Origin of the sequence: Schlesneria paludicola DSM 18645 (assembly GCF_000255655.1) — a bacterium.
GTDB classification, from domain to species: domain Bacteria; phylum Planctomycetota; class Planctomycetia; order Planctomycetales; family Planctomycetaceae; genus Schlesneria; species Schlesneria paludicola.
This window is the reverse complement of the sequence record NZ_JH636434.1, coordinates 2,009,445-2,033,077: the sequence shown is the minus strand read 5'-3', so window position 1 is coordinate 2,033,077 and position 23,633 is coordinate 2,009,445. Positions and strand designations below refer to the sequence as shown.

Annotated in this window: 15 protein-coding genes; 9 read left to right on the top strand and 6 right to left on the bottom strand. The window is 56.2% G+C overall.

All coding sequences use genetic code 11. The annotated features are described in order from the left end of the window. Positions 1 to 97: 97 nt before the first annotated feature. On the top strand, positions 98 to 886 hold the full coding sequence (locus OSO_RS0110015; protein ID WP_157605129.1) for a hypothetical protein: 789 nt from the start codon (positions 98 to 100) through the stop codon (positions 884 to 886). A 127-nt stretch (positions 887 to 1,013) separates the two neighbouring features. Then, positions 1,014 to 1,952: a carbohydrate kinase family protein gene (locus OSO_RS42915; RefSeq protein WP_010583246.1), complete on the top strand. Its 939-nt coding sequence runs from the start codon at positions 1,014 to 1,016 to the stop codon at positions 1,950 to 1,952. A 10-nt stretch (positions 1,953 to 1,962) separates the two neighbouring features. Here the strand turns inward: OSO_RS42915 and asnB are convergent, their stop codons facing one another. From asnB to OSO_RS0109975, 5 genes are all read right to left on the bottom strand, one after another. Next, on the bottom strand, positions 1,963 to 3,951 hold the full coding sequence (gene asnB, locus OSO_RS0110000; RefSeq protein ID WP_010583245.1) for an asparagine synthase (glutamine-hydrolyzing): 1,989 nt from the start codon (positions 3,949 to 3,951) through the stop codon (positions 1,963 to 1,965). A gap of 42 nt (positions 3,952 to 3,993) precedes the next feature. Then, the gene (locus OSO_RS0109995; protein WP_010583244.1) at positions 3,994 to 5,112 is read right to left on the bottom strand and encodes a glycosyltransferase; all 1,119 of its coding nucleotides are present in this window, start codon (positions 5,110 to 5,112) and stop codon (positions 3,994 to 3,996) included. A 563-nt stretch (positions 5,113 to 5,675) separates the two neighbouring features. Beyond that, entirely contained in the window at positions 5,676 to 6,620 is a 945-nt protein-coding gene (gene hflK / locus OSO_RS0109985) for a protease modulator HflK (RefSeq protein ID WP_010583243.1), read from the bottom strand. A gap of 37 nt (positions 6,621 to 6,657) precedes the next feature. Continuing rightward, entirely contained in the window at positions 6,658 to 7,746 is a 1,089-nt protein-coding gene (gene hflC, locus OSO_RS0109980) for a protease modulator HflC (protein ID WP_010583242.1), read from the bottom strand. A gap of 248 nt (positions 7,747 to 7,994) precedes the next feature. After that, a complete protein-coding gene (locus tag OSO_RS0109975; protein ID WP_010583241.1) occupies positions 7,995 to 9,785 on the bottom strand; it encodes an aspartate kinase in 1,791 nt (596 codons plus the stop codon). 555 nt (positions 9,786 to 10,340) lie between these two features. Between OSO_RS0109975 and OSO_RS0109965 the strand changes: the two genes are divergently transcribed. The 3 genes from OSO_RS0109965 to OSO_RS0109950 all read left to right on the top strand — a co-directional run bounded on the left by OSO_RS0109965 (position 10,341) and on the right by OSO_RS0109950 (position 14,202). Beyond that, positions 10,341 to 11,495 (top strand): lysophospholipid acyltransferase family protein, encoded by a 1,155-nt coding sequence (locus tag OSO_RS0109965; protein WP_040592173.1) that lies wholly within the window; start codon positions 10,341 to 10,343, stop codon positions 11,493 to 11,495. Positions 11,496 to 11,722: 227 nt separating this feature from the next. Beyond that, a complete protein-coding gene (locus OSO_RS47735; RefSeq protein ID WP_010583238.1) occupies positions 11,723 to 13,507 on the top strand; it encodes a serine/threonine protein kinase in 1,785 nt (594 codons plus the stop codon). 182 nt (positions 13,508 to 13,689) lie between these two features. Further along, complete coding sequence (locus OSO_RS0109950) at positions 13,690 to 14,202, top strand: hypothetical protein (protein ID WP_010583237.1); 513 nt, start codon at positions 13,690 to 13,692, stop codon at positions 14,200 to 14,202. Between the two features lie 222 nt (positions 14,203 to 14,424). On the opposite strand, the gene fba is transcribed toward OSO_RS0109950, so the two are convergent. Next, a complete protein-coding gene (gene fba / locus OSO_RS0109945) occupies positions 14,425 to 15,444 on the bottom strand; it encodes a class II fructose-bisphosphate aldolase (protein WP_010583236.1) in 1,020 nt (339 codons plus the stop codon). 584 nt (positions 15,445 to 16,028) lie between these two features. On the opposite strand from fba, the gene OSO_RS0109940 reads away from it, so the two are divergent. The 4 genes from OSO_RS0109940 (at position 16,029) to OSO_RS0109920 (ending at position 23,453) form a co-directional block, all read left to right on the top strand. Continuing rightward, a complete protein-coding gene (locus OSO_RS0109940; protein ID WP_157605128.1) occupies positions 16,029 to 17,126 on the top strand; it encodes a DUF6687 family protein in 1,098 nt (365 codons plus the stop codon). 55 nt (positions 17,127 to 17,181) lie between these two features. Beyond that, positions 17,182 to 18,012: an SGNH/GDSL hydrolase family protein gene (locus OSO_RS0109935; RefSeq protein WP_010583234.1), complete on the top strand. Its 831-nt coding sequence runs from the start codon at positions 17,182 to 17,184 to the stop codon at positions 18,010 to 18,012. A gap of 22 nt (positions 18,013 to 18,034) precedes the next feature. Next, the gene (locus tag OSO_RS42905; protein WP_010583233.1) at positions 18,035 to 22,864 is read left to right on the top strand and encodes a DEAD/DEAH box helicase; all 4,830 of its coding nucleotides are present in this window, start codon (positions 18,035 to 18,037) and stop codon (positions 22,862 to 22,864) included. A gap of 196 nt (positions 22,865 to 23,060) precedes the next feature. After that, positions 23,061 to 23,453, top strand: coding sequence for a hypothetical protein (locus OSO_RS0109920; RefSeq protein ID WP_010583232.1), 393 nt, complete (start codon positions 23,061 to 23,063; stop codon positions 23,451 to 23,453). Positions 23,454 to 23,633: the final 180 nt, after the last annotated feature.

Genomic DNA, 23,633 nt, shown 5'->3' with positions numbered 1-23,633 from the left:
CTCGGATTTCCCAGGGTCGTTGTTGAAAACGATTGACACTGTTCAGACAAAGTCGAGACAATGCATTTGGGATGCGCCGCTGCTCAAGGAGAAGATCATGGCCCGGTCGAGACTCGTCATCGCCGTTGCGATTTGTGTCGGGTTCGGATTGCCGGGCCATCTGCGGGCCCAGCAGATCTATACAGGTATTACGCCCACTGGCCCCGGTGAATCGGTGCGAGTGATCGACGGTCGGTTTGGAGTGAACGGTCAGGTTGGCGGTCCACCCATGGCGTATCCGCCACGTACAGTTTACGTCGATGGTGTTTATCCCTCGCGTACAATCTTAAATCAGGCGACGCGCGGGTCCGTCATCGAGTACACGCACAACGGCAACGGATCGATTTCGACCCCTGGTTCGTCCTATCAGACGGTGATTTCAAGTGGCCCTCCGATCTTTCCCGTGACGACGGTTGTGCAGCCGGCCGAGCCCCCAGTGATCATTGATTCGAGGCCGATTTCTCGAATGGGGCAAACGGTCGATGCGGCGAACAATCGAGCAAGAGTGCCGGGGGCCGATCGACTTGGCACGTCGATTCAGCTTTTGTTGCCGACGGCGGATGGTGTCCCCTTCTCGTATGTGCTGAATGGAACTCGCTATTCGATCAAATCGGGGTACGTTCATTCCTTTGCCGACGATCGAGACTGGATCATCGAATTTGCTTCGGATGGTTACCGCCGTCCACTGACACGATACCGGCTGCGCGCGGGAACGTATCAGTTTGCACGGGACGTGAGCGGTTGGGATCTGAAAATGCTTCCCGTTGTGTCGCCGATCGATATTCCGCCGCGTCCGTTGCCAGTCGAGAAGCCAGTGGCCGCACCGGCCCCGTCACCCGGTCTTTAGGACTGCATTTCACTTGATCGGATCACATTTCCGACGATGGCCATCGTGCGCCGTCAGGGCATCGACTATTTTTGTCTCCTCATACATTCGTTCAAATTTGTTCTGACTGGTTTCTTGGGCCAACGTTATGACTGAAACTATCGACTTGATCGGGCTGGGAGAGCTGTTGTGGGATTGCTTTCCAGACCGACGCCTGCCGGGAGGCGCACCGGCAAATGTCGCCTTTCATGCAAAACAGTTGGGCTTGAATGCGTCAGTCGCGTCGCGCGTTGGCCAGGATGAGCTGGGACGGGAACTGTGTGAGTTTCTCGAGTCTCAAGGGCTGAAGACCGACCTGATTCAGCGGGATCAAAATCACCCGACGGGCACAGTCACCGTCGATCCCAGCAGCACCGCCGAGATCAACTATCAATTCCTCGAGAATTCGGCATGGGACTACCTCGAGTTGAATTCGGAATGGCTCGAGGCCGTGCGGTCGACGCGTGCGATTTGTTTCGGAACACTGGCGCAGCGGCGCCCGACTTCGCGAACCGCGATCCATCGTTGCCTGCAGCACATTTCGTATCGGTCTCTGATCGTGTACGACGTCAACATTCGTCCGCCCTTCGTGAACAAGGACTGGATCAAGAAGTCACTTGAACGTTGCACCATCGTGAAAATGAACGATGGTGAAGTGAAAATCCTGGCGCACCTTTTGGAATTTCCTTCGACGGACGACGTTCGATTTGCGAAATGGCTGCTCGATGAGCATAAACGCCTGGAAGTCGTCTGCATCACGCGTGGCAGTCAAGGATGTCTGGCCGTCACCTGTGACGAGACCTACGATTTGCCCGGAATTCCGACGGTGGTCGCGGATACCGTCGGGGCAGGGGATGCCTTCACGGCCGCGATCATTTATGGACAATTGGAAGGCTGGCCCTTGTCGAAGACGCTCGATCTGGCGAATCGATTTGGGGCGCTGGTTGCCAGCCGTCCTGGTGCCATGCCGGACCTGAAAGCCGAACTCGACGCCGTGAAAACCGAGTTGGAATGGTCGTATCGCATCACGCCTACGCACAACGGATAGACGAACCGCGTCACGAGTCGACGAATCGCTGGTGCCACAGTTCGAACATCAGCAGTAGCCACAGGCGAGCGCTGTGATCCCATTTCGAAGTCAGATGTTCGTCAACGAGCCGGCGGACGGCGGCGGGATCGAAATAGCCTCGTTGCAACGACCGTTGCTCTAACAGCGTGTCGGCGATCAGCGAACGAAGTGAGCCACGGAACCAGTGATCCAAGGGAACGCCAAATCCCATCTTTCGACGATTTTGAATCGAGGTCGGCAACAGGTCCGCAAAGGTTTCGATCAAAATCCGTTTGCCTCGTTTTCCCTGTAGCTTGAATCGACGTGGGATTTGTGACGCCAGCTCGACGACCCGATGGTCCATAAACGGGCTGCGACATTCCAGGCTGAAGGCCATACTCGCAATATCGACTTTGGTCAGGATATCGCACGGCAGATACGTTTCGACATCGACACTCGTCGTGCGCTGCACAAAATCGGGCTCGGTGCAGTCGGCATAGGCGTCGAGCAGGAATGACGCCGAGTCGTACCCCGCGAGCGTTTGTTGGAAGTTTGACGAATACAAGTCGTGTCGGCGGGCGTCGTCGAAAATGCTGACCCAGTTGATGTACCGCCGTTCCGGCGACTGCCCCAGTGCGTCCAGGAAGCGTTTGACTCGTCGGATACGAGACTTTTGCTCGACGGACGCTGGCAGTCGTTGCCACAGTCGGTTCGTCATCAGCCCGCGAATGAAGCTCGGCAAGCGATCCAATTTGGTGGCAAGATCAACCGCCAGATAGCGATCGTATCCGGCGAACAGTTCGTCGCCGCCATCACCAGTGAGCGCCACGGTGACCTGTTGCCGCGTCAATTGAGACAGGTACATGGTCGGGATGGCCGAACTGTCCGCGAACGGTTCGTCATAGTGCCAGGTCAGCTTCGGTAGCATTTCGACGGCGGACGGATCAACAACGAACTCGTGATGGTCCGTTCCCAATTTTGCGGCGGCCTCGCGCGCGTACACGCGCTCATCGAATTTCTTTTCGGAAAAGCCGATCGAGAAGGTTCGCACTTTTTGGGTGGACTGCTGTTGCATCAGGCCAGTGATGATGGTTGAGTCGACTCCGCCCGACAGAAACGCTCCAAAGGGAACATCGGATCGCATTCGCAAGCGGACCGCTTCCGTCAGCGTTTCCCGCAATGCGCGTTGATAGTCGTTCAGGCTTGTCTGTCGTGGTCCCCGCGGCAGATTCTGGCCGAGTCCTTCGTTCGCAATCACATCGTTGTCTGCAGTCGACATCGAAGTTCCTGGACGTTGGAACGGCGCTTGCCAGTACCGCTGGACGGTCAAATCACCCGTCACAGCGTTGAACTCGGCCCAATGGGCGGGGGGAAGTTTGTGATAGCTTCGCAACATCGTGCGAGGGTGTGGAACGTATTGCAGCGTGACGAAATCAGCCACTGCACACGGATCAACGTCTTTCGGAGCCCCCGGGACTTGCAGCAGCGACTTCAATTCGCTCGCGAAGGTCAACCGTCCATCAGCGAGCCGGTATACCAGCGGCTTCTGTCCCATTCGATCACGGGCGAGGAACAGTGACTGACGACGGCTGTCCCAGATTGCGATCGCGAACATTCCCCGAAAATGCTGGAGGCAATCGTGCCCCCATTCCTCATAGGCATGAACGATGCATTCGGTATCGCTGGATGTCCGAAAGCGATGGCCAAGTGCTTCGAGTCGCGGTTTCAATTCTCGGTAGTTGTAGACTTCTCCGTTGAAGACGATCCAAATGGATTCGTCTTCGTTGGCCATCGGCTGATGTCCGCCAGAAAGATCAATGATCGCCAGCCGCCGAAAGCCCAATGCGGCGCCACCACGCTGATTTCCACCCGCATCCGAGAAGTAGTATCCCACGTCATCCGGTCCGCGATGACTTTGTGCGTCCGTCATGCGAACCAGCGTGTTTCGATCAAGCGGTTCGCCGTGAGCCGTCCATGATCCTCCGGAAATACCGCACATCGTAATGGCTTTTCTGTCAGTGGCAGGGCCTGGACTGCGGGATCAACCGTTCAGCAGCTGTCGATAGATGTCCGCATACGCACTCACCATACGCGGAATACTGAAAGATTGTTGAATCCGTTCGCGGCCGGCCTGTCCCAAAGTGCGTCCCAAGCCCGGTTCATCGATCAACCGTCGCAGGAATTGCATGAATCCCACGGTGTCGGTCAGCTTGGGCAGAAAGCCGGTTTCGCCCTGCGCGACGAGTTCCCGATTCGCCGGAATGTCGCTGGCCAGGACGGGTTTTCCCATAGACATGGCTTCCATCACACTGTTGGACATCCCTTCGAAGCTGCTGGCCAGGCAAAATACGTCGAACAGAGACATCCAGCGCGGGGCGTCGTCCCGATGCCCGACAAAGTGAATATGATTTGTGGCGCCAATCTGCTTCGCGAATTCTTCCAAGCGAGTTCGCTCAGGACCTTCACCGACAAGTACCAGATGCAATTGGGGCCGAATTTGCCGCAACGTTTCGACCGCCCAGATGAGGTCTTCGACGCGTTTTTGCTTGGCCAGCCGACCAATATAGCCCGCGACATACGTCGTGGGGGGAAGTCCCAATTCCTTCAGGAGTTCACTGCGAGCCTGCTGGTTCGCGCTTTCGTCAAGCGGCGGGACTTCCACGCCGTTCGGAACGCAGGCGAGTTTCTCCGCAGGGACACCAAGTTCACGATAAAACTCGACCACGCTGCTGGAGTTGCCGATCAACCGATCGGTTTGATCAATCAGTCGTCGATCCAGCCACCGCTGCCAACCCGCTTTCCAACTGTCGACACATCGTTCAGAGACGACAATCTTCGTTGCAGGAACCGCCCCGGAAGACAGTCGGCAATAAGCGTTCGCCGCGAACAGCCACGAATGCATGATTTGAGGTTGCCAGCGGCGAAGTTCCTTTCGCAGACGCCAGATCGAGAAGGGATCGAATTTGGCTCGCTTGCCAATTACCGTCAAGGGCACGTCTGCCTCGCGCAGTTCCGATTCGTACGGCCCGCCGCGTGTCAACGCGATCGCCAACACATCAAACTCATCTTGAGGGAGATGTGTTGCAAGCAGCGTGAATTGTTTCTCGGCTCCCGAACGATCAAGCGTGGGGATCACGAGGGCAATACGAGTTTTAGCCACAGCAAATCGTTGATCCAGGTGAAGTCGCAATGGCAACCGAACACGCGTCAGGTCTGTGTCTCGGAACGTGAACGCTGACGCCGAAGTCTACGGTTGAATCCAGTGGTGTGCCAACATTCAGCGCGGAATTCCCGGGAAAGAGAGACCCAATCCGAATCCAGGCATCTTTCTTTCGTCACACCCGTGTCCTTCAGCCGGATTGAATCGTGGCCCGTTCGGAAAATACGCATGAAACGTATTGGCTGGTTTGCAAAGCGTGGACTGACGAACCGCCGTTGTCATGTTGCTTGTTGGTTAGGCATGAGACATGGGTTGAGCGAAAGGGGACTGGCTCCGCCGGGTGGCAGTCCCCTTTCGCTCAGCCAAGCGGGACCTTGAGGACGAGGGGCATTCTCGTCGTGACCACGCGCGCTCGGCGATGAAATTCCGTATCTGACGAGAGAGCGCCATGAAATGCGGACGATCTGAGAGCTGAGCGGCGGGATGACTAGAAGGGGGACAGGCACCTGGCGGAGCCAGTCCCCTTTTATTCATCCCGCCTGGCGCAGCCCGGCGCGCCTGATTCAATCTTGTCGGTCATTCGGGAATGACAAATCAAACGGGTGTTCGCCGTCGAGTACGATCTTCACTTTGAGTCTGGCCAGTACATCTCGCAGCGTTTCCAGCGTCATGCGCTGTGTCACTAACAATCGAGAGGCTCGATACGTGCGTCCACCTTGTGCGGCATCAAGCTGAATTTGGGAGACCAGTTTGGCAAATCGGTCAGCCGATCCGCGTGACGCAGAGAGCTTTCCATTTCGTTCCCGTTCCGCATCATCCATTAACTTCCGTGCGTCGGCTTGAGCTTCCGCCAGCTTCTGCTCGGCAAAGCTGCGGGCCTCGTTAATCGATCGTGCTCGATCCGCGCGTGCGTTTGAGACGTCCAGAAATTCGGCCTTCACGCGTGCGGGCGGTTCCGCTCGATCGACCGTGACCTGCTCGACCTCGCATCCCAATCGCAATCGAGCTGCCTGCTGACGCACATCTCGCAGCAGGCGATTGTTCAGTTCCGCCAGTCCTTGGGTGTGCACAAAATCGACGCCGCTGCGCGAGACGAGATCTGCCACCGTTGTTTCGACCAAGAGTTGCAGCCTGTCCACTGCCGAACGCGAACCGTAGAGCCATTCCTGGAGCTCGTCCTGGCTGATGCGGTACTGAACTGTGATTCGCAGCAGCAATAGATTTTTATCGCCCGTGAGGAACGTCATTGGGCGTGTGGCCGAGGTCGACTGCAAGAAGTTCGCATCGACTTCGAGATCTCCTAATGTCAGTGTACGCACTTCATTCAAGTTGACGCGATCAACTCGGCTGAGCGGCCAAGGGAAGTCATAGTGAAGACCGCTAGATCGTAGCGGAGTCACCACTCGGCCAAATCGCCTGACGACCGCCTTTTCGTTGGCGGGAACCACAAAGACGCCGGTTGCCAGGTAGCCCAGGATCGCGACGAACAGCACGTGACGAAGTTTCATGACACTTTCTTCAACGCATCTCGACGCCACGAATTGTTCATGGGGACTTCTTCGTATGGGTGAGACTTTTCTCCGAGCGATCCGACGTTTCAGGATGCGGCAAGACGGGGGGCATCTCTGGTGCCATCTCGGGGACGCCCTGGATCAAAAGCTTCAGAAGATGATTCGAGCCGGACAGGACCAGTGTCGTGCGATCATTGAGGATTTGCTTGTACGCATCCAATGTTTGGAGCAGGTCCGCGAACTCAGGGTCCTTGGAGTGTGCCTCATTCAAGATCTGGATCGCCGCCGCATCACCTTCACCACGAATTCGTTCGGCATCGGCGTTTGCCTTGGCCAGCAGTTCGCCCGCTTGCCGATCGGCCTGGCTCCGAATCATGCGACTTTCGGCGAGCCCCGCGCTGCGATACCGCTCAGCGATTTTCTGACGTTCACTGCGCATTCGTTCGAATACCGCCTGAGTATTGCCGCTGGGTAAATTCAGGCGGCGGATGCGGACATCGACAATTTCGATGCCCAAGCGATCTTTCAGTGACGCCGTTTCGTCGGGGCGTTGTTCCAGCTCCTTCCGAATCGCATCGGAGACTTTTTCCAGCGGACTGACCCCTTCCACGGGACCCGCCTCGGAGTGTGGATTGTTCAAAACCTCCGAGAAATCGCTACGGCCAATCTGTTCCGTCAGGATCGATTGCAGGCGACTGGTCAGGCGGGATTCTGCAACATCGGGTGAACCTAATCCCTGGAAAAATTTGACAACTGGACGTTCCAGCAGTGTTTTTGAATCGCCATCGGCAATCTTCCAGCAGAGATACGCTTCGACGGTGACATTCTTGCGATCGCGGGTGAACGCTTCGCGTCCGGCCGGAGACAAGATTTGCAACCGCCGGTCAAATCGACGAATCGTCTCGATCGGCCAAGGCAACTTGACGTGCAGGCCGCTTTGGTCGGCCCGGTCGTAAACGGCTGTAATCTGGCCAAATCGTTCAACTAGGACAAACTCAGCCTCGTCGACAAACACGAAGATCGTGGGAACGAGAACCAATGCCAGGAGTGCCGCAATTCCGCGCCAGCCGCCGAATGTCCTGGGGCGGACAGCAGACGGCGGTGAAGCTGAATCAGGCGACATACCGGTTCCGTATCAGAAAAGTCTTGCACGTCCGAGATCTTGTTCACGCGAACTGATCCCGCACGTACCTTGTGCATTTCGCGAGTTGTGCATTTCGCGAAGCCAGCATTTCGCAAACAGGTGCTGTGATCAATGCGGAACTTCACGAACCCAGGCAGATCGACTCAACGTGAACAGTCTGCAACGATTTTAGGGGCTGTGATGAACCGCGAGCAATCGCCGAATCGAGGCCGAGTTGCTCGCGAAACTCATTTCTCCAATCCGAATGTTGTCAGCAGTGCGTGATGCGCCTTGGTCGCATCACGCGGGGCGACAACCGCGCTAATACGAATCTCGCTGGTGTTCACCATTTGCACGTTGACAACGGCATTCGCCAGGGCTCGGAACATTTTTTCGCCGACGCCGGTATGACTTCGCAGCCCAATCCCCATGACGGACAGCATGGCGATTTCTTTATCGTAGCTGATCGCGGTGCCCGGCCATCGCTCGATGAGTTCACGCAAGAGAAGCAGACATCGTTCAAGGTCTGACCGAGGGACGGTGAACGAAATATCGGCTTGATGACCATGGCCAATGTTTTGCACGATCAGATCGACCATGACTCCGCCTTCTGCGACGGCGGCAAAGACTTCGGCGGCGACGCCCGGCTGGTCGGCAATATTGCGAACCGTGATTCGCGATTGCTGCGTGTCGAGTTGAACTTCGCTGACGACAATATCTTCCATACTGGCCAGACGCGAGACGACGTCCCGTTCGAGTTCATCGCGTGAGATTTTCGGCTTCGCGGCGTTGTTTTGAGCGATCCCGATTGCGGGCGGGGTGGCCACTTCCAAGTGCAGAGCAAACCCTTCGTGAACGCACCGCAGCGCTTGTTCGCGCTGGTCACGGTCGACCAGAACGGAAATCTTGATCTCGCTGGTCGTGATCATCTGAATATTGACGCCAGAATCCGATAGCGATTTGAACATCTGAGCGGCGACGCCGGTGTGTTTCCGCATCCCGGCCCCCACGACGGAAACCTTCGCCACGTGCGTCCCATGATGAACTTCGCCCGCGCCCAGGGCTCGAATCGCCTGCTCGGCCGCCGTCAGCGCTTCGGACAGATCCTCTTCAGGAACCGTGAACGTGACCTCAGCGATTCCTTCTTCGGCGACGTCCTGAATCACCATGTCGATCGGAATTTTGCGTTCTGCCATTTTGGAGAAGAGCGCGGCCAGAACCCCTGGTCGGTCCGGCAGCATCCGCAAGTTCACAATGGCTTCGCTCTTCACGAGAGCGACACCTGTTACCATTGGCACGTTGTCGTCTTGCAGCGGCGCGATCAGCGTGCCCACGCCATCGGTGTAAGCGGGCCGGACCTGCAACAAGACGCGATACTTCTTTGCAAACTCGATCGAGCGAGAATGCATCTTGCCACCGCCCAGGCTGGTCAGTTCCAGCATTTCATCATAGGCGATCCGGTGCATCTTGCGTGCGTCTTTGATCAGTCGCGGATCGGTCGTGAAAATCCCTTCAACGTCGGTGTAGATCTCGCAGACGTCGGCTTCCAGCACGGCGGCCAGTGCCGTTGCGGTGGTATCGCTGCCGCCGCGGCCGAGCGTCGTAATGTTGAAGTCGTCGTCGATTCCCTGGAATCCTGCGGCAACGACGATCTTGCCCTCTTTCAGGGCCTGGCGCATGCGGTCGGTCTTGATTTCGCGGATGCGGGCTTTGGTATAGGTGGAATCGGTCAAAATTCCGATCTGGTAACCGGTCAGGCTGATGGCGGGTTCTCCCAGCGCCTGGACGGCCATGGCGACGAGGGCCACTGACTCCTGTTCGCCGGTCGCGAGCAACATGTCCATTTCGCGTGGCGGAGGCACGTCGCTGATCTGTTTTGCGAGGTCGATCAATTCATCTGTTTTGTCGCCACGGGCGCTGATGACCATCACGACCTGATTGCCCGCCCGTTTCGCCGCGACGGCGCGCTTTGCCGCAGACATGATCCGCTGAGCGTCCGCGACGCTCGAACCACCAAACTTTTGTACGATCAATGCCACGTAAGAGTTCCGAGAAAGGACCAGTTACCAATTCGAGGCGCGATGCAGAGAACTCAGTGGTCCGCCGACACGCCACTCGAAGCGTGCGCAGCCTCGATAACGCATACGATATCAAAATTGCACCCAATCCACGACCTTGGTGGCAGGAACTCAATCGCGAGCAGATCGCGAGGCATTTCGACGGAGTCTGATTGATTTTGTTGTGTTGTAAGTTGTTTTGTTGAATTTGCTTGTGGCTTGTGTTGCATGGTGTGTGTTCTGTTTTCGCTCGCTTGAATTTGCGAAAGTCGACTTCGACCCGCCGAATGCCGAATGGCAATTGGCGATGCATCGGGAAAGGGAGAGACACAGAGACGCGGAGGCACGGAGATGGGGCTTAGGGGATGCTCCTGGTCCGCGAAGTCGTTTGTGTCGTGTTCCATTCATCATCGTTACGATGCCGAATCCGACTGCCGAGTTTGATATTCTGTCCGAGCTGAACCATCCTCAAGAAGTGCGTTCCCGCTGATGAATCAACAACCGTTTCAGACTCCCTCGCAGCGATGGGAGCCGAAGATGACGCCTTGGCTCGTCCGGCTGATGCGTCCATTTATTCGGCGTGGTTTGCAGAAGCAGAAAATCCGCAGCGTCGAAGTGCGAGGGATCGAGCATTGCCGGAAGGCAATTGACGCACCGGCCGGGGTCTTAATCACTTCGAATCACTCGTTTCACTATGATTCGTATGTGCTGATTGAGACGTCCCATCGCGTGAACAGGGCATTTCATTTTTTGACGGCCTGGCAAGTCTTCGAAATGGGGAAGTGGTTTGATCGCTGGATGTTGCAGCGTCACGGCTGTTACAGCATCAATCGCGAAGCCAACGACGTCCAGGCGTTTAAAACGTCGGTCGAGATTCTTCAGAAAAGCGACCATCCACTGGTTATTTTTCCGGAAGGTGACATCTATCACCACAACGATCATGTCAGTCCGTTCCGTGACGGTGCGGCGGCGATTGCACTGTCTGCCGCGAAACGAAGCGAACGTCCCGTCTTGTTCCTTCCGTGTGCGCTCAAGGCCTTTTACCTGAGCGATCCCAGTCCGGCGCTGAAGGAACTGATGAATCAACTGGAGTCAACGCTCTATTGGCGTCCTCAGTCCGAAAAGGGTTTGACGGAACGCATTTATCGATTTGCGGAAGGACTATTGGCACTCAAAGAGCTCGAGTATTTGAATCAGCCACAATCCGGCGCGATCCCCGACCGGGTCAAAGGGCTTGCATCGGAAGTGCTTCGTGGATTGGAAGAAAAGCACGGAATCAATCGTCCTGCGGAGGAAATTCCTGAGCGGGTGAAGGAGCTTCGTCGCGCTGTGATCGTCGCGAGGGACAAGGTCTCAATGACCGCAGACCAAAGGGCGGCGCTGAACTTCGACATGGAAGAGTTGTTCTTCGTGATTCAACTTTACAGCTATCCGGGGAATTACGTGGCTCAAAAACCGGTGATTGAACGCATCGCCGAAACGCTCGACAAATTCGAAGAAGATGTGCTGCGAGCGGTCTATCCCGGGATTCGTGGTGATCGGCATGTCGTCGTGCAATTTGGAGAACCGGTTACGGTCCCCAACGGACGCGAAGGCAAGCCGAGTGTTGCCGATTGGACCAATCGGTTCGAACAACAAGTTCAATCGCTTCTCGACGAGATTAATGCTCACCCGCCTGAGTCTTACGAGTAACTGGCGCACTCCCTCTCGCTCAGCTGCGATTTTGGCGATATCGCTTTGAGGAAACTCACTTTGCATCGCTATCCGATCGGTTGTTCTGCGGGAATCCGAATGTGAACAAAGGTTTTTCGATTCGCTTTTACTGTTGCGAAAATCTACGCTCTTGCAGATCTTAAGACGATGCGTCATGCTGCCATCTCGCACGTGGATCACGACCGCCGCATTGAATGCCGAGTCACATGGCAATCCAGAATTCCCCTCCTGAATGTGATTTGACGGGTGACCTTCCCCAAGTGCACCAGTACCAACTGCTGCGCACGATGGGTGTCGGCGGAATGGGGACCGTCTACGAAGCGTTCCATATTCACTTACGACGTCGTGTCGCAGTCAAGGTGATCTCGCCTGAATTCGCTGCCTCTCAAGATGCCATCAATCGATTCGAGCGCGAAATGGCCGCCATCGGACGGATGTCGCATCCCAATATCGTCCAGGCATTGGACGCCGGGATTCACCAGCGTAAGCATTACCTGGCGATGGAATACGTGGACGGGGCGAATGTCGAATCGGTTTGTCAGCGTGTCGGTGCGCTAAAGATCGAAGATGCGTGTGAGATTATTCGTCAGGCGGCGCTTGGACTGGCGCATGCTCATTCATTTGGGATCGTGCATCGGGACATTAAGCCTTCGAATCTTCTCTTGTCAAAAGCGGGCGAAGTGAAAGTCGCCGACTTGGGGTTGGTCCGCTTTCACTCGCAACCCGAACGTCAATCGCTGACGGCTCATGGTGCGGTCCTGGGGACCTACGACTACATGTCTCCGGAGCAGGCCGCGGGGGCCGATGTCGGATTCGAGTCGGATCTTTACAGCCTTGGCGCGACGTTGTTTCGACTACTGACCGGTAAGCCAATCTTCACAGGTCCGTCATACGGCTCGGCATTCCAAAAGGTGAATGGTCATATCAACGAACAGCCATCACGAGTGGTGACGTTGCGAGCGGATGTTCCGCCAGCACTCGATGCGCTCGTGAATCAGATGCTGGCGAAAGAACCGTCACAACGGCCTGCTTCAGCAAAAGAGATCGCGGATGCGCTGGGGCCGTTTTCGAAACAGTCCCGTGTGGCGGTGTTGGTCGAGCCGGAAGCGAGCTCACCTGCGTTTGAAGTCACGACGCGAAATTTCTTCGGGGCATCGACCAAAAATCCTACTGTGCCGGCCGTCGAGAAAAAGAAAGTTGGCGTAGGAGTCTGGATTGGGCTTTGCAATCTGATTGTCTTGTTCGGGCTGGCGATTGTTTGGTTACTTAAACCGCCTATTGATCGTCCGGACCCTCCGACCCCCGAAATTCAATTGCCCAAGGTTGATGCGTCACGACCGCCGGTCTACGAAGATCTCGCCTCCAAAGATCTGGAAATGTTGCGCTGGTATCCATTGTTGAACCGTGAACCGAAGAAAGCCATCTGGCCATTGGACGCCGTATCTTCGATCAACTTCGATAGTGACCGATCGCGGATCAATGTCAGCAGCTCGACGATTGGGATTCTCATTCTGGGACGTGCCGATCTGACGGAATATAAACTTCGCATGGATTTACATCAGAATCGATGGCGGGGTGATATGGGATTGGTGTTAGGGTTGCGCAACCATCCAGAAGTGCCTGGTGGATTTGTGGGGCAAGGACTGCTGCTTTTGACGGTAGAGTTTCCCGGACACGGTCAACAACTCACTCTTCGACGTGCAAAACTTGAGTTCCTGCCGACCGGAGATGATGGGTTCAAGCTTAAGAGGACGGTCACACATGATGCGCGGGTTGCGATGCCTGCTGGGATCATGGAAACCATCGATTTGGTCATTCGACCTTCGAGCTTAGCTTCGATTCGTTGGAATGGGACCGAAGTTCCGAGTTTGTGTACCGCTGACATCAATAGCCAATATGAATCCCAAGACTACCAAGGTGATTTTGGGGTATTCTTGAATGAGTCAGACCTTACTGTTTCGAGCGTCCAACTAATGCCACTCTCAAAGTAGCCGAACAGGTCTGATATTCTGTTGCGGTTCAATCGATAAAGCCTTGCCACACTTTCTATGTGGATTTCTAGGGTTGCTTTCTACGATACAAGGAGTGGCTTCCAAATTTGGGATGCCAATTTCATTTCGCGCTCGGATCTGAGTCGTTTGTTTCCTTTTCACAGCACCCCAAGGATTTCTCAATGGCGAAAAAGAAAGCGAAATCGTCCAGCTCTTCGAAGTCGAGCGTCGCGCCCCTGGCTGCGTCGCCCATGATTGCCATCTCGAACCCGTCATTTACACCCGTGGTGACGAATGTATTGAACTATGGAAACCCGGTCACCTACTACGTAAGTTGCCAAGGATACATTCAACATGCTGGCGGCAAGTATCTTTCAAAGATCTGGGCCAAGGTCTATACCTCACCGCTGCCAAGCACTTCGCCCTATGTGAATCCACCTTATTCACCAGACCCGACTGGAACAACGCTGGGTTATGTTCCGACAAGTTCGACAGTGTTCTACTTCTACGGATCGGCACACAGCGGAGATGGCAATCCTCACCTTGTCCCCCTTGCGGGCGATCCAGTCACTTATCCCATGCAATACATCTATGTCTGGGGAGAGATGACATTCGGTGACAATCCCGATTGTGACAATGTGACGATGAATCTCGCCGTTACGCATATCACCGATTCGGGCGATACCGCTCCATAGAGCTGCAATCTACCAGAGATGAGGCGAGTGCGTGCCGCATGAAATTCGCCGAATCGACGCGGTCCTCGACTGTCGACATGCTTACAGTCGATTACGGAATTGTCATGCTGTGATGGGATTCAGTGTAAGTCACCACGATCGGTAAGAAAAAGATGCCCCGGACTCCTTGCAATGGTGTCCGGGGCTTTCATGAATCTGCAGTGAGGGCGTACGAACTCAAGTTTACTTGAGTTTGCCGCTCTTCATGAGCTTGCTGGCGTTTCCGGCTTGACCGAAAGAAACCATGCGGGCGGCGCAAACCTTCTTCATCGCTTCGCGTGCGGGCTTCAGATAGTCGCGTGGGTCGAATTTGTCAGGGGCGGTCACGAGCAACTGGCGGATGGCACCGGTGATCGCCATGCGGCAGTCGGTGTCGACGTTGATCTTTCGGACGCCGCTCTTGATCCCGCGTTGAATTTCTTCGACGGGCACACCGAACGTCTGCTTCATCTTGCCGCCGTACTTGTTGATGATGTCTTGCAGCTCTTGCGGAACTGACGAACTGCCGTGCATCACCAGGTGAGTGTTTGGCAGTTTCTTGTGGATTTCTTCGATCCGCTTCATCGCCAGGACTTCACCGTCTGGCTTTTTGTCGAACTTGTAGGCGCCGTGGCTGGTTCCGATGGCAACGGCCAGGGCATCGACCCCAGTGGCCTTGACGAAGCGTTCGGCTTCATCGGGATCGGTCAGCAACTGGTCGTGAGACAACTGTCCCGTCGCACCGTGACCGTCTTCGGCTTCGCCTTCACCGGTGTCGAGACGACCGAGGCAGCCGAGTTCACCTTCGACCGAGACGCCAAACATGTGAGCGACTTTGACGACTTCCGAGGTGACCGCGACGTTGTAGTCGTAGTCGGCCGGTGTCTTGCCGTCTTCCTTCAGTGAGCCGTCCATCATCACGGAGGTGAAGCCGTATTTGATGGCGCTGCAGCAGGTCGCGGGGCTGTTGCCGTGATCCTGGTGCATAACGATGGGGATCTCGGGATACAGTTCCGACGCGGCCAGCATCAGGTGTCGCAGGTAGTTGTCTTGCGAGTACGAGCGAGCTCCGCGTGATGCCTGGACGATCACGGGCGAATCGGTTTCTCGGGCCGCCTCCATGATCGATTGAATCTGCTCCATGTTGTTGACGTTGAACGCTGCGACGCCATAGTTGTTCTCGGCAGCGTGATCGAGTACGACGCGAAGCGGAACCAAAGGCATTGTCTTCTAACTCCTGAAACCGACGAAAAAGCGTATCGAGTCTCGCGCCGCGGTCCGTCCCCTGTGGACAGACTCTAGTTACGATCGAGAATGAGGCTTCTGCGGCATAGAGTACCCACAATCCCCGCAGATGGGAAAGGGTTGCGAATTCGGAAACCCAAAATGTCCGACAGCATCCGGTGGAAATGGGAAAGATCGGCATTGTGACCCGATCTTGGAGGAGCGAGTTTTCTGTTGTCCTGCAAAACGTCAAAGCACTTTGCATCAAATGCGGGGTTGGCCAATCGCACGACCCGGTAACGGCTTCCACTTGTCGCGTTCCGCCCCACACACGCAAACGGTTTTCCTTTTCGGCGGCAACATTCTACGATCGAGACGTCACCATTCTGATTTCTGCTAACGATTCTGGTCGTTGTTAAGACCGGTGTTATCGATGATGTCGGGCCAGGGCGTTTCGTCTCGGTCGTGCAATCTCAGGCACTCTCATATCGACGAGTCCGAATCTGTGGGTTTGATTGTTCTGTGGGATTGATTTTGGAGAATCGCTTCGTTTCGATCGACGAACCAGCGTCAATGAGGCCGTCATGATTGATCGATTTGAGATTCTTGGAGCCGGGGCTGTTCGACCGAATGTCGAGCGTGTGCTGTTTTGCGATGGGACCGACGGACGAATTTTCCGTCCTGAATCGGACCTTGAACTCAGTCATTGGCGACCGAATCGAACTCCGTCCCCATTTCGCGCGGGGACCTCAACCGAGATTTGCTTTCGGTTCCTCGACCAGCCGTCCCCGGGGAATTGGACAGTCGCCGTCAATAATCATGTCGATGTCGACGGAATGTTGTCGGTCTACACCCTGGTCCACAGCCGGCACGCTCTTCAACATCGTGAAACGATCATCGGTGCTGCGGAAATGGGCGATTTTTGGGGGTATGGAGACCTGGCTTCACAGCGTGTGTTTCAGGGGCTGACGCGGATCATGACGTCGGACGCCGAAGGGCGCGCCGTTTATGACGAGGCGTTTGCGCGATTGCCGAGACTCATTGATGGTACCGATCGCGAAATCGTGGACATCGACCGGTCTCTTGAGCCGCTTCGCCGTGGCGCAGAACTTGTGGAGTCTGGTCAGATTCGCCGGACTGAACTCGATCCTCGATTGTCGCACTATGTAATCCCGCTGGGGATTGCAGGTGACGATGATGATGTGGTGTCGTTTGTACCTGATTTCAATGAGCTGATTTCCGGTAAATGTGTTCTGTGGCCACACGTTCGTGCTCAATGGGACTGCCAGAGGGTTTGCGTTGTCTCGGCGGAACGAAAGTCAGGCTGGTTCCATGATATTTGGTTTCCCGGGTATCTGTGGGCCGATACTGAAAATCGATGGATCCCGCCCGGGGCGCACAATCATGATGGCATGCGAAGCTACGATATTGCGAACCCGATGCTCGTGGCTGCAATCGAACAGCTACAGCGTCTTGAAAACGCGGAAGGGCTCTGGGGCGTCGGCGGAACCTCGCTGCCATTTGGCGAGGCCTTACAAGCACGATTTCCACTGGTGGGACGCTTTTTAGACGACCAAGGTCGTGCTGCGGCGAGTCGGCTGGTACCCGAACAGATTGCTGCGGCGCTGGCGGGTGTGTTCTGCCTGGAGTGCGAATCGCCGCACGGGGTCGGTGTGATTTAGGGTTTGTGGAGACGGGTGGCTCAAGTTCATCGATTCATCAGAGAGAGAACACTGCATGCATTTTCGACAATTCGTCCTGTTGATCGCGGTTACCGGCCTGATCGTACTGGCCGCTGACAGAGTCCAAGCTGAGCATGAAGGCAAGGTTCAAATCTTGCTGCTGGGAGACAGCACGACTGAAGCCAGCATCCCGAAAAAGCTGCTGCCGCAGGGGCCACAATTGGAAGATGTCATCCGCCAATTGCTGGCGGCCGAAAAAGATCTGCCGCCGACCAATGTTATGAATCTGGGGTTGAGCGGTGAATATATTCGACGTCTGCTTGATTCAGAGCGTTACGACAGGTTGGCGTCGAAGTTGCCAGGTTTGGACTTTGTGCTCATTCGGTATGGATTGAATGACAATGCCCGGCGTGAGAACTTCGCAGAGAATTTCCCAAAGGACTATCACGAGTTAATCAATCGCCTCAAAACGGATCATCCTCGGGCCACGATCATCGTGACGACCGTGATTCCGTATCTCGACGAGGCCACCAGTCAGCGTCTTAATGACTTGAACCGTCAGGTCGCCAAGGCGGAAAACGTGCGGTTGTTTGACATCTATCCCCGGTATGCCGAAGAATTGAAACGTGGACCCGACATGTTGAACTACCGCCGGTATCCGCTCGAAAAAATCCCAGAAAATCGCCGGGAATTTGTCAAACCGTACCTGTCTGCGGATAATCCACCGCTGGTGGAAGTTCTCGACAACCGGTTGGATGTGCATTTTGGACACCTGCCCGGCTGGTACAGTGATCGTCATCCCAACCATGCGGGCTATCATGTGATTGGCGATGAAACGGCCAAGTACTTGACGCCGTTGATTCGCGAGAAATTTGTGAAACCCTGATCGGTCCGCGAGGCACTGCCCGATGTCGATGGTTTGCGACGCACCCAGTTCCCTGGAACTGTTTCATCCCGTCATTCAGGATTGGTTCCGGTCTCGATTCGACGGACCAACGGAACCTCAACAGCAGGGCTGGCCCCATATTGCGGCCGGAAAGCCGATTTTGATTGCCGCACCGACAGGAAGCGGGAAGACGCTGACCGCGTTTCTCGCGGCGATCAACCGGCTGTTTCAGGAATCGGAACGCGGCGAACTGAGGGACGAAACCAGAGTCGTTTACATTTCGCCGCTACGTGCTCTTTCGAATGACATGCATCGGAATCTCGAACAGCCGCTGGCCGAGATTCTGGCACTGGCGGCCGAACAAGGGCTGGACGTTCCGCCCCTGCGCGTCGGTCTGCGGACAGGAGATACCCCGGCGTCTAAACGTGCTTCATTGGTGAAGCGGCCTCCGCACATTCTGGTGACGACGCCCGAGTCGCTGTATTTGATGCTGACGAGTCCCAAAAGTCGCGAGACACTGCGATTTGTGGAAACTGTGATCGTCGATGAAATCCATGCACTTGTTCGTGACAAGCGCGGTTCTCATCTGGCCATCACGCTGGAACGTTTGAGCACGTTATGTGGGCGAAATCCTCAGCGAATCGGTCTGTCGGCGACACAGCGTCCCATGGATCGAATTGCCGAGTTTCTGGTTGGCGTGCGGACGCCCGTCGGTCAGGGGACTGCTTCCACTGTTGCGACGGATTCTGCCGTTGTGCCCGAATTGCAGAATCGCCCTGCGACGACCAAGCGTCGCCGTTCGGGCAAAGTCCAAGAGACGTTGCTTCCATTCGACGACCAGCCCCCTCACGCCGAAGCGATGTTTGTGCATGATGGCGATGCGCCGCCGGTGATTCTGGATATTGGACATCAACGACAACTTGATCTGGCGATTGAGATTCCCCCCAGTGAACTGGGGGCCGTGTGCATGCACGAGCAATGGGCCGAGGTCAACGAGCGAATCGTCGAACTGGTGAATTCGCACCGGGCCACCTTGATCTTCGTCAATACGCGGCGACTTGCGGAACGACTGACGCATCAACTGAGCGAGTTGCTGGGCGAACAGGCGATCAGCAGCCATCACGGATCATTGGCCTACAAGCATCGCCACGATACGGAGCAGCGGCTGAAGTCAGGCGAATTGAAAGCCGTCGTTGCGACGGCATCGCTCGAAATGGGGATCGACGTGGGCTACATCGATCTGGTGATTCAGATCGGTTCGCCCCGGAACATTTCCACCTTCCTGCAGCGAATCGGTCGGTCGGGGCATGCCTTGGGGCTGATTCCCAAGGGGCGGCTCGTGGCGCTGACGCGTGACGAATTGTTCGAATGCATGGCAGTGATGCGTGCCATTCATCACGGTCGACTGGATGTTGTGCCGATTCCCGTTGCGCCGCTGGACGTGCTCGCGCAGCAGATCGTTGCCGAAGTGGCGACGCAAGAATGTGGGACAGACGAGTTATTTGCGATGATGCGGCGTGCAGCGCCCTATCGTGACCTGTCTCGTTATGAATTTGACCGCGTCGTGCGCGTGCTGAGTGAAGGGATGGTTCCGGGGGCTGAACGCAGCCGCGTGTTTCTGCATCATGATCAGGTCGGGAAACGGCTGCGAGCGCGTCCCGGGGCGCGGATGGCGGCGATCGCAAACGCCGGCGCGATTCCTGAGGTGTTTGCCATTCGAGTGGTCACCGAAGACGAGCAGATCGTTGTCGGTTCTGTCGACGAAGACTTTGGCACCGAAAGTCAGGCGGGCGATATTTTCCTGCTGGGGAACACCTCATGGCGAATTCGGTACTTGCGCGGCGGTGATTTAATCGTCACCGATGCCGGGGGGGCTCCGCCGACGATTCCGTTCTGGCGTGGTGAGGCACCCGGCCGGACGTACGAACTGTCCGAAGAGGTGTCGCGATTGCGTGAAGACCTTGAATCGCGACTCGATGATCCGCAAGCCGCCGAGGACTGGCTGGTTCTCGAAGCCAAGGTCAGCCTGGATGCCGCGCATCAAGCGGTCGAATATGCACGTGCTCAGAAGGCTGCGATTGGCTTGTTGCCGACGATGCGTCGCGTCGTCTTTGAACGCTTCTTTGACGAAAGTGGCGGGATGCAGTTGGTGATTCACGCTCCGTTTGGCACTCGCCTGACGCGTGCGTGGGGGCTGGCGATGCGAAAACGGTTCTGTCGGTCGTTCGACTTCGAACTGCAAGCCAATGCCGACGACGATGGAATCGTTCTTTCATTGGGGCCGCAGCACAGCTTTCCTTTGGAGAGCATGTTTCCGATGTTGCATCCGCGCAATGTCCAAGCGATGTTCGAGCAGGCGGTGCTGGTCGTGCCGATCTTTCAGAATCGCTGGCGCTGGAACGCCACTCGTGCTCTCCAGGTCTCGCGGGCCAAAATGGGTAAGAAGGTGCCGCCGGCGCTGCAGCGATTTCGCAGTGAAGACCTGTTGACGGCGGTCTTTCCCAAGCTGACAGGATGTCAGGAAAATGTGGTGGGCGATATCGAATTGCCCGATCATCCGCTCGTCAAACAAACGATGGATGACTGTCTGCACGAAGCACACGACATGGAAATGTTGAAGGTCGTGCTGGGGCGTGCGGAGCGTGGCGAGATCGAATTCATCGCGCGCGACACGCGTGAACCCTCGCCATTCAGCTATGAACTGATCAACGCCAATCCGTATGCGTTCCTGGATGGTGGTGAGGTTGCCGAACGCCGTGCCCGGGCTGTCTCGACGCGTCGTTCGCTCTCTGTCGAAGGCGTGCAGGATCTGGGGCGTCTTGATCCCGAGGCAATTTCTCGAGTGGTGGCGGAAGCGCAGCCGCTGGTTCGTAATGCAGACGAATTGCATGATGTGCTCTTGAGCCGGATCCTGTTGCCCGCGCATGAGTCGCCGGAATGGCGTGAGCTGTTCCAGGAATTGGTTGGATGCGGTCGGGCCACGGAAGTTCGTCGTGAGGTCATGACGGATGACGGTACTCTTCGATCTGCACCGGTTGCTTGGGCTGCGACCGAACGAATCCCAGCCGTACTCGCGGAGTTTCCTCAGGCGGCGTTACATCCTGCTGTCACAGTGCCGGAAGGCGTAAGGCACGACTGGGAATCGACCGATGCTCGCGTGGCTCGTGTTCGCGGGTTGCTTGAAACGTGTGGGCCAATCCGCGCGGAAGCGGTCCAGTTGCGCGTCGGGATCACAGCCAGTCAGGCGACGGCGGCACTTGAAGCGTTGGAAGGCGAGGGAATTGTCCTTCGTGGACAATTCACGGGGCGATCGGTGGAGACTGATGCCAGTATCTCCACCGACGATCAGACGGCCGAGTCGGATGGGACTGTGAGTTGTGCGAAGGCATGTGGTTGTGAGGACGAGGAATCACGCAATTTTCCAAGTGTGCTTTCGACGGAATGGTGCCATCGGCGGCTGCTGGCGCGAATTCATCGACAGACGATGGATGGGTTGCGAAAGCAGATTGAACCGGTGGGCGTTGATGTGTTCATGCGGTTCCTGACGCGGCATCACGGAGTTTCGTGGTCTCATCGACGCGGTGGTGCCAACGGCCTGTTCGAAGTGATTGCCCAACTGCAGGGGCTCGACATTCCTTCCGTCGCGTGGGAACGCGATATCCTGCCTCTCCGAATTGACGACTATCGTCCAGCATGGCTGGATGAACTCTGTCTGACGGGCGAAGTGGGGTGGGTGAGGCTTTTCCCGCCGAAGCGAAGTGTGGACAAATCTCGACCCATGGCCAGTCTGACGCGGGTCGCCCCCGTTTCACTGTTTTTGCGAGAAGACTCTCGCTGGTTGTCCGCTCGGCTGACCGAGATCGATCTGACGGGGCTCAGTAGTCCAGCGCGGCAGGTGTTTGAATTGCTCAAGTCGCGGGGGGCGATGTTCGCGGCCGATTTGCTGACGGCCACCAAAATGTTGAACGATCATCTTGATGATGCACTCGGAGAGTTGGTGGCGCGAGGGGCTCTCACGGCCGATGGATTTGCGGGATTGCGTTCACTGGTCGGCGAGAAGCGTGCCGCGGCAAAACGTCCCGGTCGTCAGAAGGTGGAACGCAAGCGGATGGTCAAAACGGCGGTGGGACGTTGGTCGATCCGCGCCGAGGCCGTGCATTCGCTCGATGCCGTACCGCTGTCTTCCGAAAAGCCAAACCCGCGTAAGCAAGCGGCCCCGTCGGGACGTGTTGCCGCAATGCCGCCGGTTGAGGTTCGAACGGAACTGCTCGATGCGGGACTTTCCGAATTGAATCCGCAACAAGTGGCCGAGGATTGGGCCTGGCTCTTGTTGCGGCGGTGGGGTGTCGTCTTCCGAGACTTGCTCGAACAAGAAGATGGATGTCCAAATTGGTTTGAGTTGCTTCAGGTCCTAAGGCGGCTTGAAGCACGCGGCGAAATTCGAGGCGGCCGGTTTATCGCCGGAGTGGCCGGAGAACAATTTGCGCTAACCGACAGCGTGCAACAGCTCAGACGGTTGCGTGACGAGGGGGCTCAACGAGAATTGATTGTGATCTCGGGGGCTGACCCGCTCAATCTGGTCGGGATCATCACGCGTCAGGATCGAGTGCCCCGAACGGCCTCGAATCGTGTGGCGTATCTGGATGGTGTGGCCGTGGCGTGTCTTCAGGGAGGGGACGTTCGCTGGTTGAGTGAAGTGAATCGCGAGGATCTGCCGCCCATCTTGGGGCGACTGAAAAATCCCTCACTGGTGGTTCAGCGGCAGGTGAACGATCCCCCGACCAAAGACGAGATCCTAAACGGGCAATGTCCTGTCACGCTGTTGCCAACCTCGGGAGGGGGGGCCATGTAGGCATGGCATGGCTGACTCCACATCAAAAATGTGCAAAAGGGTTCCTGTCCATGTTCCTCCAGATCAGAAAACGAGATTGCAAAAGGCGATATCAAGCGAGAGCCTGGAATCGAGGACCGAAATCCTCGAGCGATGCTGAAATCCTCGATTCAATTTGAACAGACACCCATCAATCCGGCGGAGCCTGACGCACTTCATGAGCAACTTTGACGAACTGGTGACGGCGCGAAAAGAGTGGATTAACAACGTTCTAAAGCCATGGTGCCAGGGCGCACGTCGCTCAGAACTGTTGAAAGCGGATGTCGAATGGCTGGATATCGCTGGCAAAGTGACGGCAGAAAAAACACTGTGGCTGTGGGCTTGGTCTCGGTTCCCGGAGTTGGTTCATGAGAACTTGGGAATTGAAGAGACGTCACAAATTGAATTGGGGCTGCAGGACGGCCGCCAATTTTGTGGTTTCCCCGATTCGCGGCAGAGTGTGAATGGCCAGCTCGTCCTGTTGGGGACGGATCGTGCCGATGGTCGGCTGGTCGAGCTCGGCCCTTTTTCGATCGATGAAATCGCATACGTGAATCGACTGCCGGATTGAATACGTATGTTCCCCGTCTGGACTTCCGACGACTTTAGCGATTCGGCAACTTGTCGTGTTTATCCCGGTTCAAAACTATGAAACTCGCTTTACAACTCGTTGACATTGCTCGGTCCGCAGCGTTAAAAGGGATTGAAACGCGAAAGTCGGAGTTTGCGATACGGCGGTAAGAACCGCGTT

Bases quoted from the DNA above. Each gene is read 5' to 3' on its own strand.
- OSO_RS0110015 (WP_157605129.1), top strand. From the start codon at position 98: ATGGCCCGGTCGAGACTCGTCATCGCCGTTGCGATTTGTGTCGGGTTC.
- OSO_RS42915 (WP_010583246.1), top strand. From the start codon at position 1,014: ATGACTGAAACTATCGACTTGATCGGGCTGGGAGAGCTGTTGTGGGAT.
- asnB (WP_010583245.1), bottom strand. From the start codon at position 3,951: ATGTGCGGTATTTCCGGAGGATCATGGACGGCTCACGGCGAACCGCTT.
- hflK (WP_010583243.1), bottom strand. From the start codon at position 6,620: ATGAAACTTCGTCACGTGCTGTTCGTCGCGATCCTGGGCTACCTGGCA.
- hflC (WP_010583242.1), bottom strand. From the start codon at position 7,746: ATGTCGCCTGATTCAGCTTCACCGCCGTCTGCTGTCCGCCCCAGGACA.
- OSO_RS0109965 (WP_040592173.1), top strand. From the start codon at position 10,341: ATGACGCCTTGGCTCGTCCGGCTGATGCGTCCATTTATTCGGCGTGGT.
- OSO_RS47735 (WP_010583238.1), top strand. From the start codon at position 11,723: ATGGCAATCCAGAATTCCCCTCCTGAATGTGATTTGACGGGTGACCTT.
- OSO_RS0109950 (WP_010583237.1), top strand. From the start codon at position 13,690: ATGGCGAAAAAGAAAGCGAAATCGTCCAGCTCTTCGAAGTCGAGCGTC.
- fba (WP_010583236.1), bottom strand. From the start codon at position 15,444: ATGCCTTTGGTTCCGCTTCGCGTCGTACTCGATCACGCTGCCGAGAAC.
- OSO_RS0109940 (WP_157605128.1), top strand. From the start codon at position 16,029: ATGATTGATCGATTTGAGATTCTTGGAGCCGGGGCTGTTCGACCGAAT.
- OSO_RS0109935 (WP_010583234.1), top strand. From the start codon at position 17,182: ATGCATTTTCGACAATTCGTCCTGTTGATCGCGGTTACCGGCCTGATC.
- OSO_RS42905 (WP_010583233.1), top strand. From the start codon at position 18,035: ATGTCGATGGTTTGCGACGCACCCAGTTCCCTGGAACTGTTTCATCCC.
- OSO_RS0109920 (WP_010583232.1), top strand. From the start codon at position 23,061: ATGAGCAACTTTGACGAACTGGTGACGGCGCGAAAAGAGTGGATTAAC.